At 53.3% G+C, this 13,960-nt stretch carries 9 protein-coding genes; 5 read left to right on the forward strand and 4 right to left on the reverse strand.

Features of this window, described 5'->3' with window-relative positions:
• The 3 genes from ONB24_02005 to ONB24_02015 all read right to left on the reverse strand — a co-directional run.
• The coding region (locus tag ONB24_02005) for a UbiA family prenyltransferase (GenBank protein ID MDZ7314875.1) at positions 1 to 610 on the reverse strand (610 nt) is incomplete at its 3' end.
• Positions 611 to 714: 104 nt separating this feature from the next.
• Entirely contained in the window at positions 715 to 6,864 is a 6,150-nt protein-coding gene (locus ONB24_02010; GenBank protein MDZ7314876.1) for an Ig-like domain-containing protein, read from the reverse strand.
• Positions 6,865 to 6,890: 26 nt separating this feature from the next.
• On the reverse strand, positions 6,891 to 7,502 hold the full coding sequence (locus ONB24_02015; GenBank protein MDZ7314877.1) for a hypothetical protein: 612 nt from the start codon (positions 7,500 to 7,502) through the stop codon (positions 6,891 to 6,893).
• A 348-nt stretch (positions 7,503 to 7,850) separates the two neighbouring features.
• Between ONB24_02015 and ONB24_02020 the strand changes: the two genes are divergently transcribed.
• From ONB24_02020 to ONB24_02030, 3 genes are all read left to right on the forward strand, one after another.
• Positions 7,851 to 8,699 carry a TIM barrel protein gene (locus ONB24_02020; protein MDZ7314878.1) on the forward strand — a complete coding sequence of 283 codons (849 nt, stop codon included), beginning with the start codon at positions 7,851 to 7,853 and terminating at the stop codon, positions 8,697 to 8,699.
• A 110-nt stretch (positions 8,700 to 8,809) separates the two neighbouring features.
• Positions 8,810 to 9,760 (forward strand): hypothetical protein, encoded by a 951-nt coding sequence (locus tag ONB24_02025; protein ID MDZ7314879.1) that lies wholly within the window; start codon positions 8,810 to 8,812, stop codon positions 9,758 to 9,760.
• Positions 9,757 to 10,572: a ZIP family metal transporter gene (locus ONB24_02030; GenBank protein ID MDZ7314880.1), complete on the forward strand. Its 816-nt coding sequence runs from the start codon at positions 9,757 to 9,759 to the stop codon at positions 10,570 to 10,572. The genes ONB24_02025 and ONB24_02030 overlap by 4 nt, the downstream gene beginning before the upstream one ends.
• 6 nt (positions 10,573 to 10,578) lie before the next feature.
• Here the strand turns inward: ONB24_02030 and ONB24_02035 are convergent, their stop codons facing one another.
• Positions 10,579 to 12,054 (reverse strand): B12-binding domain-containing radical SAM protein, encoded by a 1,476-nt coding sequence (locus ONB24_02035; protein ID MDZ7314881.1) that lies wholly within the window; start codon positions 12,052 to 12,054, stop codon positions 10,579 to 10,581.
• Positions 12,055 to 12,209: 155 nt separating this feature from the next.
• Between ONB24_02035 and ONB24_02040 the strand changes: the two genes are divergently transcribed.
• Positions 12,210 to 13,238, forward strand: coding sequence for a HAMP domain-containing histidine kinase (locus ONB24_02040; protein ID MDZ7314882.1), 1,029 nt, complete (start codon positions 12,210 to 12,212; stop codon positions 13,236 to 13,238).
• Positions 13,219 to 13,944: a response regulator transcription factor gene (locus ONB24_02045; GenBank protein MDZ7314883.1), complete on the forward strand. Its 726-nt coding sequence runs from the start codon at positions 13,219 to 13,221 to the stop codon at positions 13,942 to 13,944. Before ONB24_02040 ends, ONB24_02045 begins: the two co-directional genes overlap by 20 nt.
• Positions 13,945 to 13,960 lie beyond the last annotated feature (16 nt).

Raw genomic sequence — 13,960 nt, forward strand, 5'->3', positions numbered from 1 at the left:
TTTTGTCGAGGAAAGGTTCGTCATACAGGCGGAGGGTAGTTCGTATGCTGCCGCCCTCACTGCCCAAAGCAATAAACTCTGCCCGCCGCTTTCCTAAAGCAATAAAGAGCGCTAAAAAGCTGGTACAGATGATCAGCCAGGAAGATACCGGCTCGTGGATTACCCAAGTTCCGGCAATTGCACGCAGTACAAATCCGACGGCAATAATCATTACATCCAGAATAATGACATTTTTTAGTCCAAGAGAATAAAAAATAGACATGATCACATAAGCCGATGCCGCCAGTCCGAAGCGAAAATCCAGCCTAAAAGCGGTCGGCAGGCAGACGAGCATGAAAAAAAAGGCACTAAAGAGCGCAATGTTCGGCGACAGCCGACCCGAGGCGATCGGCCGCATCCGCTTGGAAGGGTGAAGAGCGTCTTGATGACGGTCTAAAACATCATTGATGAGATAAACAGCGGAAGAGATGAGGCAAAAGATCGCAAACGCCGATAAGGACCGGAAAGTTTTATAGGTAAAAATATCCCGGGCGAACAGCAGTCCTGCAAATAATAAAATATTTTTGCTCCATTGCCTCGGACGCATGGCAATGAAGAGATCGCGCAGCATGTATTTTTCCCGCCTTTATTGCCTTCATTATAGCAATTTCCGCACAAAACGCGAAGCGATTTTTAATAACCGCCTCCCCATGTCCTCATGGGGAGGCGGTGGGATTATTTGAGCAGCGTCATTTTGCGGATTTGCGAAAACTCGCCGGCCGTAATACGGCAGTAGTAAATGCCCGTAGGCACCGGCTGACCCGATTCGTCGCGGGCATCCCAAACGACCGTATGGATGCCGGCCGGGTATTCACCTTCCGCAAGAATCCGAATGATTTTGCCGGTGAGGCTATATACGGCCAGTTTAACCGGCCGCGCGGCGGGTAATTCGAATTGAATCGTCGTGGTCGGATTAAAAGGATTGGGATAGTTTTGACGCAGGGCAAATTCTTTCGGCAGTTCAATGATTGCTTCCACCAAACCGAGTTCAGTGATGGTTCCCGTGGTCTCGTGCTCGAGCAGCTGGTAGTACCATCGTTCACCTGCCTGCACTCGTTCGTCGATAAAGCTGTAGACTCCGTCAGTCCGCGGGATGATGAGAGAAGTATTGATCGGCGTAAAGGGCCCTTCTTTGCTGCGGCCGCGCTGAATCGTAAAGCCGAGCAGGTTCTTGACCGACTTGGTGCGCCATACAAGTTCTACCCGACCTTCTTTGACCGAGGCGGTAAAGGATTCCAATTCGACGGCCGCCAGCTTGCTCAGATGAATGCGCCAGCTCTTGCTCACCTGTTCCGAGCCGTCCGAAACGATGACGCGAACCACGGCAAAGGAATCTGGAAATGCCTGTTTGGAAAAGATGATCACCGGCAATTCGGGCTGGTCGCCGGCAAACAGCTCTTCTCGCGGTGTCGAGACCATCCAGGCGTAGGAGAGCGGATCGTTGTCCGGATCAACGGCCTGCACTTCAAAGCTCAGCGGCGTGTTGAAGGGCAGAATCAGCAGGGTGTCTGCCGGTGAAAAGCCGAGAATCTGCGGAGCGCTGTTTCGGGCGACAACTGAAATGCGTACCACCGTGCTGTCGGCGGCGTGGTAGGGGTCGCTGATCCTAAAAGTAACCAGATGATCTCCGGCGTCCGCGTTGGTCGGTGTCCAGCGGAAAGTTTGGGTTGTTTCCGCGTCGAATTGGGCGCCCTGCGGCAAATTGCGCACGCTGTAAAAAACTTGGTCGCCGTCGGGATCGACTGCCTTGATCTGGAACTGCAGCAGGTTGCCGGCTTCTACCGTGCGGTTGCGCTGCAGCGGGGGACTAAAGGTCGGCGCCGAATTGACGACAATGATCGTATAGGTGACCGGCGGGTGGACGGCATTGAGCGCTCTGAACTCGATTTGCTGTGTTCCGCTCAGGCCGACGACCCAGGTAGCCTTGGCCGTGCCGTCCGAACCGGTGCGCAGCGGCATGGTTTCTTTGATGTATCCTTGACCTAGGGTCGGCATGACCTGGATCGATTCATTCTGCAGCGGCCGATTGAAAGCGTCGAGCGCTTTGACGCTCACACTGATCTCGACCTGCGGCCTCACCTGCAATCCGTCCGGCGAGAGCTTGACCAAAGTAATGGTACGCTGCTCCTGTACAATTGCCGTAAAGAGAACGGCGCCGTAATTGCCTGCGTTTGCCCGTATCAGATGGAGTCCCTGCTGTGTTCCGGCACGAAGGAGCGCCTGCGCCTCGCCTTGCTGATCCGTATACGGCCGCGTAGAGGTCAGCCATTCACCCTGACCTTGCAGGATCGAAAAGTCAACCGGAAAGTTGGTGATCGGCTTGCCGGACGGATCCGTCACTTTCACTCGAAACGCGGCGGGCATCGGTTGATTGACGAGTGCTATCAGGGAGTCGCCGGAAACGATGCGCACGCGGCCTTCAGCCGGCGGCAACGCATAGGCAATAATATCGACAGGTTGCTCGATTCCTTGAATGCGGGCGCGCAGCTTTTGTTCATTATTCGCATCGCTGAGGGTGTCTCCCAATGTCCAGGTTACCATGGCGCGGCCGTCTTCGGCGGTCAATACCGGCTGAGGCTCTTTGATGCTTCCGCCGCCGCGCAGTACGGTGAAATGCACGGGAATATTTTTGACCGGATGTGCCCACGCATCCTGAACCAGTACCCCGACCGGTTGGGGTAAAGTTTTGCCTTTTTCCTGCGATTGGCCGGCATTCAATACGGAAACAAGAGCCGGGGGCCCGGCGATGAATTCGATGATCGTAGAAAGAATCGGCTGCTGGTCGACCAGAGCGTAGATGGCGGCTTTGCCGATGTTTATGGAGGTAACGGAACCTCGCGTCACTCCTTCCGAGTCCGTCGGCAGAGTTGGTTGCGAAATAAAGACTTCCAATCCGCTTGCCTGCAGGGTCACCATCTGAGAGACAATCGGATTGTTGTATCGGTCGCGCAGGCGCACGGTTACGGGTGAAGCCGTTTGTCCGTCGGCTACCACGTTTGAAACGGCCGTTATGGAGCATGTTTCCGGATCAGGTGGCCCTACCAGAGTCTCAATACTGAACTCAAGAAAGGCAGGCGTCAAAGGATCCACGCCGTCCGTGGAGGATGCTCGAATCGTCACATTACCCGGCCGTGTGTCGAGGCGAACAGCAATGCCGGCTATGCCGCGGCTGTTGCTTACGGTTTCAAGGGTCGTTCTCTGCCCGTCCAAAAAGGCCCTGCCGGATATCACTTGAAAGATTACGGGATGCCCCGCCACCGGTCGGTCGGCGGCATCCAAAACCTGTACCTGGAGAGAATCCGCTAAAACTTGCCCGACAGTACCGCTGTAAACCTGCTCGCCGTTTACTTTGCGCATTTTTTTAGCAAGGCTGATGCGCCCGGAAGCAAAAAACTGCAAAGGCGAGTTCCGCAGATTTCTGCCGTTGAATCGCGCTACGGCTTCAAATACATAATTATTCGTGCCGTAATTGGAACCCAATGTTGCGGTCGCCTGAGCATAGCCGTCCGCGTTGGTCATTTTTTTCACCGACGGTGAACCTGAAAATCCGGCTCCGGGCGTATAGGAGACAAAAGTGACTTCCACGTTGTTGACGCCGATGCCGTTGCGGTCCACAACCCGTACCACAAACGGTTCGAGCAGTTCAGTGTTGATGCGGCCGATTTGATTGTTGCCGCTGATGTAAAGCAGCGTTTCAGGGTCGCCGGGCGCCAGAAAAGCGCGAAAAACTTGCGGACTATCGATCAAAGGAATGCCGCTGCGCAGCGCCGTTGCCTCAACGCGTTGTTCATATTCGGTCGGCCCCATGGTATAGAGCGCCTGCGCCTGGCCGAAGGCGTTGGTGTATTCCGTAATTTCAGTTCTGCCGTTCAGCGTGCCGCCGCCTTGAACCACGCGAAACGTGACCGGATGGTTGGCGATGGGGTTGAAAAAAGAGTCCGTGACCGTGACGACAAAGTACTCGTTGAGGGCTTGACCGGCAATGCCTCTTTGATTGTCGCCGCCGCTTTTTACCAATCGCGCGGCAGGTCCGGTGGTGCCGACGGCGGTAAAATTGATTTGCGGAAGGGGGGTGCCGACGGCTGCCGCTACGGCCGAATTTCTTCCTGTCCGCGGACCTAACTGCCAATATGCTTGGGCGAATCCCTGAGCATCGCTCAGTACGACGATGCTGCTCTCACCGTTAAACGATCCGCCTCCTTCTGTTACGGCAAAACGGACCTCGTAATTCTTTACCGGATTGTCCAGCACATCGAACAATCTGACTTTAAGCGGCTCCGGCAATCTCTTTCCCGCCGACCCGGTTTGATTGTTGCCGGAGACATATTCGATCCGTGTAGGAGGACCCGGAATTGCCGAGGCTTTAAAAATAACCGGTGAGCCGGAAGCGGCTTGCGCGTGTGCTTCGAAGACATATATTGTGTCGCCGGCAGCGGTGCCTAAAGTCGGGCGTGCCGAAGCGTAGCCCTGGCTGTCTGTAAGGACATTGACAGAGTCACTGCCGCCGAACTTGGCCCCAAAAGTCATCGCTTTGAAGCGGATAATCTCTCCCGCCAGCGGCGCGTTCATTCGATCCACCAATCGCACGCGCAGAGGTTGCGGCAGCTCGGTGTTGATCTGTGCCGTCTGCCGGTCACCGGAGACATACAGCAGCCTCCGCAAAGGCTCCTGGGCCGAAGCGGTAAAAGTCAGGGGACTGTTCAGCAGCGCCGTCCCGCCGTATTCTGAAGTCACGTAGACACTCTGAATACCCAAAGCAGGCCCCAAAATCCAATTAGCTTGAGCAATTCCTTCTGCATCGCTCGTCACGGTCACTTGGGCTGAAAGCGAGCCGCCGGTCGTCAGCCGACCGCCGCCTGAGGCAATCGTAAACTGAACCGCATGACCGCCGACGGGGTTGCCGAATCGATCGGTGACGCGGACGCGAAGCGGTGTCGGTAAAGGTTCATTGATAAAGCCGCTTTGCGCATCACCTCCAGATTTAGCCAACACGGCCGGAACGTCCGGGTTTGCCGTCAGCTCGTAAACATCCGGTGAACCGACCAACGGTGCGCCGTTGAATTCCGACGCGGCTCGAATTTGATTGACGCCCGCAGGACCGGCGATCGGACCGAGAATCCACTGAATGCGCGCTCTTCCGTCGCTCTCGCTTAAAACCTGCTGCGAGGTGACCGAAGATGTCGGCGAAAGCGAACCGTTTCCCGACAAAATCGTAAAAGTCACCGGGTGCCCCGCCACGGGCTGATCGTCTGTGGTCAGCACCCGATAGACGAGCTCATAAGGCTGGCCGACGACCGCTCTTTGTGAAAAATTGATGTCGCGAACCAACCTGGCCGCATCGATACGGCGCGGGGTAATGACAAGCGTCTGGTTTGCAGGAACGCCGGTATATCTGCGTTCCGAACCGTCAGGCAGAATGACTTTGACGTCGACGCGCGTTTCTTGGTCCAAACCAAAATGCTGAACCAAAGAGGACTGACTTTTATAACCGCTTACCGGCAGAATTTCACGGTAACCCAACAACCCGGAAGAAACGCCGTACGCACCGCTTCGGTAGACATAGATCTTGGCCCCGATTCCCGCAGCATTGCCGGAATTGTCCGCCACTTTCACCTTGAGATAATTCTTGCCGCTTTGGATGTCATTGCGGAGTAGATAGCTGCGGCCGTAATTCTTTTTTTCTCCGGTTTTGGCATCGGTAGCCTGACCGCCGCGGCTTACCGCGTAGATGTCCAGGCGACCGTCATCATTGATATCCAAAAGCCCTATCCCGCGGCCGTCGGCAAAGTTGTACTCGACTCCTGTTCCGGTTCGTTCGATAAATCGTGTGCCGTCATTGATATACAACTTACCGGTTCCATTGACTGCAACGGCAAAAAGATCGAGTTTGCCGTCATTGTTCCAATCTCCCAATTGCACGCCCATGGCGTTGATCGGCACCGACCACTGAGCTGAAATATTGTTGAAATTAAAGTTTCCGTCGTTCCGATACACCTCAACTCGACCGGATGTACGATTGGCAACAAAGAGATCCAAATCACCATCGTTGTCCCAATCGGCTAAAGTAGCCGAGCTGCCGACGCCGGTAAATGAAAGGGCGGCGCCGTTCACAAAGGTGCCGCTGCCGTTGTTTTTGACAATTTGCACGCCGGTTTCATGCACCAAGGCCAGATCGGTAAAACCGTCGCCGTCGAGATCTCCGGCTGCAACCGCCTGATATTTAAAAGCCGAGGAACGAAAGTTTTCTAATCCCCGCGTTTGTAAGACAAAATTGCCGCGGCCGTCGTTAACATAGACCTTGTGCTGAGCCGCTTGGCAAACTACGACGATATCGTAATCTCCGTCGCGATCAATGTCAATGACCGTTCCGCCGTTGCAGTCGGCTGCCGTATCTCCCGAGAGACGATTGGAAGCATCGACAAAAGTGCCGTTGCCGTTATTTAAATAAAGCTTATTGGGCAGTTTGGGATAATCGGGGGTACGGTGAAAATTGACGACAAAAACATCTACATCGCCGTCTCTGTCAAAATCTGCCGACAGACTCTGGTATGAATAACCGGCATCGGCCAGTCCGCGGGATGAACTTTCTTCTTTAAATGCCCCGCTCGTCTGCATATACAATAGGTTCGGCGTCTCGATACCGGCCCCCATAAATCGAGAGATATATAGATCTTCGGCATTGTTCGCATCCAAATCGGCTACGATAACGCCTTGTCCGCCGATTTGCCGTTCTGCCATTTCTGCCGATGGAACAGCGATATTGGTAAATGGAAAATTGGTATCGGGAACGAATATCTTTAAATCCTTATAGGTAACCCCCGTCATGGTGGTTTTGTAATAGTTGTCGCGGCCTAAAAAGATATAAGCAAAGGTTTCAATCTGGCCGCTAAAGAAAAGGCATGTTCAGTTAAGACTTGCCCATCCAAAAGCACCCTGATGGTGGATCGATTCCAAACAATCGAGAACTTGTAATCTCGATTTCGATCCCAAGTTCGTTTGGCAATCTCGCTGGTTTTTCGCTCGGTAGCCGGATTGGCTCCATAAAAGGCGGCGGATACAAATTTAAAGTCGCGATTGAGAGAGGCATATTTGGGTTCAGTCTTTAAAAAGGCATATGAGGCGGGAGAAGGGTCTACTTCGTCAAAATTTCCGGCGCTGCGGGAATGAAGCGCAAAAAGAATCCACTCGTTGCTGATGGTCGGCATCATGCCCCGCATCGTCACTTCCATCGTACCTTCAGCCGGCAGAGCGGCGGCGCAGTCGATGCGCAGCTGCCCGCTTCCGGACGTGGCTCGCCAACCCTGAGAGGTAAACTCTCCGCCGTAGGAGGTGATCTGACCGATGGCGTTCGGCGCATTACTGGTCAGAGGCACATGATAAAGCAGCCGAGTATGCTGTTGAGCCGCGGCAGACAGAGACAATGCTAAAACCAAGGGAACGATGAAACGATGGTATATAGGCATGTTCACTCCAAAAATATCAACTTTTTTACAGTAAAGCCAATGAACGGCTTTATCCTGTGCAAAGATTAGGCCTTCAGTTTTCCAATCAGGTTTCGGGCATCCGAAAAGACATTCTCAAATCGGCGTGGAAACTTTGTTTTCTTTTAAATTATCGCCAAATCAAAACTTGTGTCCCTCGTCCGTAGGCGGCATTTATACTGAAATTGGTATGTCTTGTTTTGTTGCACCATATGACAGGATGTTTTATTACGAAACGGATCATCAGACTGCAAAAAAGTTGTCAGATATGAAAAATTTTTGTACTATGCAGTACGGCGGGGGAAAACCTTTTGCAGAGGAGAACGATTCATGAAGCAACAAACGAGACGTACTTTTTTGAAAGAAAGCGGAGCCGTAATTGCGGCGACCGCCTTATTGGGATGCCAAAAAAAGGAGAGCACCCGTTCGGCAGCGATTCCCTTGGGCGTTCAGCTCTATTCCGTGCGTAAAGAATGTGAACAGAATTTACCCGCCACTTTGGAGGCGGTAGCCAAAATCGGCTATCAGGGCGTCGAATTTGCAGGCTTTTACAACTATTCCGCTAAGGAATTGAAGGCGCTCCTCGACGCAAACGGCCTCAAGTGCTGCGGATCCCACACTCCCTTCGATGCCCTTCAGCCGGAAAATTTCGAAGCGACCGTCGCATTCAATCATGAGCTGGGAAACAAGTATCTCATCTGCCCGTGGTTGCCTGAAGAAAGACGCAAAACGATCGATCAATGGAAGGAGCTGGCAGCGTTTTTCAATGAGCTTGCCGAGAAGGCCAAGCCGCACGGCATGCGAATCGGCTATCATAACCATCATTTCGAGTTTCAAAATTTGGACGGCGAGCTGCCTTGGGATGTCTTTGCAGCCCATACGCGTGAGGACGTCATTCTGCAGTTGGATACCGGCAATGCGGCAAGCGGCGGTGCCGATGCCTATCAGACGCTCATCAAATACCCGAAACGCGCCGTCACTATCCACTTGAAAGAGTTTTCCCAAAGCAATCCCAACGCTGTTCTCGGCGAAGGCGACATTCCGTGGAAGGACGTGTTTACATTTTGCGAAACCCAAGGCGGCACTGAATGGTACATTATCGAAGAAGAAAAAGAAATCTATCCGCCGCTGGTTGCAATTGAACGATGCTATAAAAATTTTCAAGCCTTGAAGGGTTGATGAGCGAAACGGCGGGCTTTTTATAAAGCCCGCTTATGCTAGGCGTTAGGCTTTGGTAAAAGCGCGACCGGCAGGCTGGAGACAGCAAAATGTAAAGCGAGGGTTTGAAAATGATCCGATTCCGCATGATGTTGTTGGCGGCGTTTTGCCTTTCAGCCTCACTAGGCTTTGCCGCTAAAAAACCGACAGCTCTGCCGAGAACAACAGTGGAGGAACTTTCCAAAACCGCTTCATTGCCCCGAAAACTTGTCATTCGCGACGCGACCAAGATCTACTGGTCTTTCTTTATCTCAAATTATTTTGGCTTCGACGAACTTTGGACTTCCTACTCGCATGACATGAAAAATTGGAGCAGGCCGTTATATACCGGCATTCCGATTCTTCCGAGCCGCAATTATAAAATCCGCGTTACGGCCGGCTCGATCGAAGCAGATTGGTTCGAACCCTTTGAATGGGATCAGAGTCGGCGTTACTTCCGAAGTTCCATCGACACGACCGTTCATGGATACACAATTTTCAAGCATATTTTATACGGAGATGCAGACGCCGACGGCTTAACCGACCTTGCCGAGGAAATATTGTGGACCGATCCAAACGACATGGATACGGACGGTGACGGCATGGCCGACGGTTATGACCCCAATCCGTTGGCGGCACCGGTGGAAGAATTGACTTCCGTCGAACAGCTGCACAAGTTATTGGTCGAAAGCGTCTTGGAAAATTTTCCATCTCATCAACTGGTCATTGTAGAACAGCCCGAAGATCGTGCGTTGGAGTACAATCGGTCTTGCGGACTGGTTCTGAGCCTTTCGCCGGCAGCCTGCGATGCCTATGTAGAGGCAAACGCATACGGTGTGCCGATTTTGACCTGCAAGGTCGAGCCGGAAGGAGAGCAGAATTATCAGGTCCTGTTTCAATTTTTCGTTGCGCCTGATGATGCCTGGGGTTACGATGCCCGTTTTGCTTGGGACGGCTCGGATCGCACTTTTCACCTTGTAGGGACGCCGGATGAATGGCGGGTGATTCCGAACCGCATGGAGGAACAGTCGAGGCAAAGATGAGTTTGGAGCGTTTAGTTGATTTGGCGCCGGTACTGCAGGCCTTGATTGCCACCGGTTTTACTTATCTGATGACTGCCGCCGGCGCTGCCGTAGTTTTCTTTTTTAAAGCCATTAATCGTAAACTATTGGACGGCATGCTCGGTTTTGCGGCAGGCGTCATGATTGCCGCCAGCTTTTGGTCGCTCCTGTCGCCGGCTATCGAGTTGGCCAAGGAAAGCGGCTCGCGCCCCTGGATGCCGGCGGCCGTCGGCTTTCTTCTCGGCGGCGTTTTTTTGCGCCTTTTGGATGCACTGCTGCCGCATCTGCACATGAACACGCCGAAAGCCGAAGTCGAGGGCCTTCACACCACTTGGCGGCGCAGCGTTTTGTTGATCTTGGCGATTACGCTGCACAATCTCCCTGAAGGATTGGCGGTGGGCGTGGCGTTCGGCGCCGCAGCGGCGGGCATTCCGGCCGCTTCTCTCGCCGGGGCTGCCGCCCTTGCCGTCGGCATCGGAATCCAGAATTTTCCCGAAGGCGCAGCGGTTTCCGTTCCCCTCCGGCGTGAAGGATTGTCGCGCTTTCGCTGTTTTTGGTACGGACAGCTTTCCGGTCTGGTGGAGCCGCTAGCCGGCGTTCTCGGCGCCTTTGCAGTGAGTTCAATGCGCGCCGTGCTGCCTTATGCCTTGGCCTTTGCCGCCGGTGCTATGATCTATGTCGTGGTGGAAGAGCTGATTCCCGAATCTCAGGCCGAGCAGAACAACGACATTGCCACCGTGGGCGTCATGGTCGGTTTTGCGGTGATGATGATTCTTGACGTTGCGCTCGGCTGAGCCTCGCTATATGGCCTGTACCACTCGACGAAAATGAAAGCCGTAGATGGCCAGCGTCACCGCCGTGGGGAATGTCTTGGGTCGGCGAAAAAGGCTGTAGGTCAGCAGACTCCAATAATGCCTGCGGCCTTTGTCCAGAATGCCGATTTTCCAAATCGATCTTAGAAATGCCGCCACATCGTTCCATGTCAGGCGTACCGTATGATTCGCCGGTGGTCTGTAAGTTTTTAGAAAGGTTTTGATCCGCGCGTAATACGCTTTAGGGGAATAGATGCTCTCCAATATGTTTCGATACCCGCGTAAAAGCTCCGCATAGTTCATTTTGGGTATGAAATTGGTTGAGCCGTCCATGTTGTCGCCGGACATGACGCTTAGCAGACGGTTTTCCTGCTTTAGCCGCTGGAACAAGCGGCTGCCGGTCGGCGCGCTGAGCAGGCCGACCATCGCCGTAACGATGCCGCTTCTTTGGATGAATTCGATTTGTCGGCTGAAAATTGACGGCGGATCGTGGTCAAAGCCGACGATAAAGCCTCCGGAGACGATTAATCCGCACTGCTGCAGCTTCCTGACGGAATCGAGGAGGTCACGGCGACGATTCTGCACTTTTCCGCATTCGGCCAAGCTTTCCTCGTCGGGCGTTTCGATGCCGATAAAGGTGTGGCGGAACCCCGCCTGCACCATCAATTCGATCAGCTCATCGTCGTCCGCCAGGTTGATGGACGCTTCGGTTGTGAATTGAAATGGATAGCGGCGGTCGCGCGACCAGCGGATGAGCGACCCCAGCAGATCTTCCTTGAGCCGTTTCTTATTGCCGATAAAATTGTCGTCGACAATGAAAACAGCGCCGCGCCAATTGAGGTCATAAAGCCGCTGCAGTTCCTCCAGAAATTGTTGGGTCGATTTGCAGCGCGGCTTGCGGCCGTTCAAAACGGTAATGCTGCAGAACTCGCAATCAAAAGGGCAGCCGCGGGAGTACTGCACTGCCATTTCAGCGTAACGGTTCATTTTCAACAGCTCGTATTGCGGAATCGGCGTGCGGTCGAGGTCGGGAAATTCCGCAGAAGTGTAAACGGCTTTCGGCGTTCCCTGCAAGTCTTCGAGGAAAAGCGGCAACGTGGCTTCCGCTTCATTCAGGATGAAATGATCGACGCCCAGGATCGATTCGTGCTCCATCGTCACCAGCGGACCGCCGGCAACGACCTTGACCCCCAGCCGATTACAGCGCCGCACAATTTGCATAAAGGACTCTTTTTGCGCATTCATGCCGCCGAGAAAAACATAGTCCGCCCAAAGCAGATCTTTATCTCGAAGCGGCGAAACGTTGAGATCAATAAGGCGTTTTGTCCAGCTTTCCGGCAGCATGGCGGCAACCGTCACCAGACCGAGGGGAATGTCCGAGGCGCGCTTGGAGATGAACTTGACGGCGTGGGAAAAGCTCCAAAAGGTATCGGGAGTTTTGGGATTGACAAAAAGTATTTTCATCTGCATTTCCTTCAATGGTTCTGACCAATATAAGCATTGGAAATTGAAAAGCGTGTAAAAGTACGGTAAAGGCTGAATTTGACGTTTCCGGAAATGAAAAATCTTTTTATTTTGGTTATGCGGCGGCTGGTTTGACATGAACCGATGGAGCAGTAATGCAGAATAAGCACCTCAGAACGACTTCGATCGTTCTTTTTGTCCTGGCGCAGATAACCTCCTTTCTGCTGTTGGTGCTGTTTATCTATCGGTTTTTCTATTTGCGCGGTTCGGTCCCGCTTGCCGAAGGCATGCCGACTTTTGAGAGAGGTGAGGGTTCCGGCATTATCGTCCTCATCGGCGGGTGCCTCCTTTACGTCGCGGTAACCGTGGCGCTATCGATCATTTTCAAGAATCTCAGCACTCAGCTTCGACTGAACGAAATGTACGACACGTTCATTGCCAACATAACCCACGAGCTCAAATCGCCGTTGGCCTCCATCCAGTTGTATTTGGAAACGCTCAAACTGCGTCCGGTACCGAAGCAGCGCCGCGATGAATTCATCGATCTTATGCTTCAGGACGCTCTGCGCCTAAAAAATCTCATCAACTCGATCCTCAAGGTGTCGATGCTGGAGCAAAAGCGGGATCTGTTCGAGTACCGGCGTTATCGCTTTGATGAGCTCGTCTGCCGGCTAATGGATGAAGTGAGAGCACAATTCAAGGTTGGACAAGAGGCTATTGTTTTAAAGGGAACTGCTCCTGTTGAGGTCGTGGTAGACGAGAATGCGCTGCAAATTGTTTTGAGCAATCTGATCGACAACGCAATAAAATATTCGCAGCCGTCCGAACTAGTGACGGTCGATCTTTCCAGCGACGAGAGAACCGCTCGTTTGATCGTACGCGACAACGGCATCGGTATACCGACAAAGGAATTAAAACGGATCTTTCAGAAATTCTACCGCGTTTTAGATCATCGGATGCCGAACGTAAAAGGTACCGGTTTAGGTCTTTATTGGGCCAAAGAAATCATTCGGCAGCACGGCGGCAGGATTACCGCCTTTAGCGAAGGCTTCGGCAAAGGCAGCACGTTTTGCGTCGAATTGCCGATTTATCGGGAGCGCAAGACTCCCCGCCTGCACAGCCTGCTGCATTGGTCGAAGAAAAAGCGTGCCAAGGAGAGTTCCCATGTGCGCCAGTCCCTATAAAGGCAGCCGTATCTTGATCGTTGAAGACGAGGAACCGTTGGCAATCGGTTTGGAGTACAATTTAAAGGCTGAAGGGTATGTGGTGACGCGCGCGGCAGACGGGCTTGAAGCCCTGGAGAAATTTGCCGCAGAGCCGTTTGACCTGGTGATCCTCGACATTATGCTGCCGTATCTGGACGGCTTTCAGGTGGCGGAACGACTGCGGGTGATGGCGCCGCAGGTGCCGATCCTCATGCTCACGGCGCGCGGTGCAGCCGACGACCGCCTTCGCGGCTTGAGTGTCGGTGCCGATGACTATATCACCAAGCCGTTTCATCTGGAAGAGCTGCTGCTGCGCGTGGAGGGCATGCTGCGCCGCAAATCGTGGTATAATGATCCGGCTGAAGAAATGCCGGTCCTTTGCATCGGCCAAGCTCTGATCGATCTCAAAACTCTAACCTGCAGCAGGGGGGAACAGCAGCATCGGCTGACGCCCCAGGAAGCTGCAATGTTAAAGTATCTGTACGATCATCCCGACCGCATCATCCCTCGGAAGGAGCTGCTGCAGAACGTCTGGCAGCTGCCGCCGGATGTCGATACGCGCACGGTCGACAATTTTATTGTAAGACTGCGCCGACTTTTAGAAGACAACCCCAAACAGCCTCAGATTATCCTCAGCGTCCGCGGCGCCGGCTATTTGTTCCGCCTGCCGCCTTCCGAAAAATGAATTAAAGCCAATTTTA

The sequence above is a fragment of the candidate division KSB1 bacterium genome (assembly GCA_034505495.1).
Classification (GTDB): Bacteria; Zhuqueibacterota; Zhuqueibacteria; order Residuimicrobiales; family Krinioviventaceae; genus Fontimicrobium_A.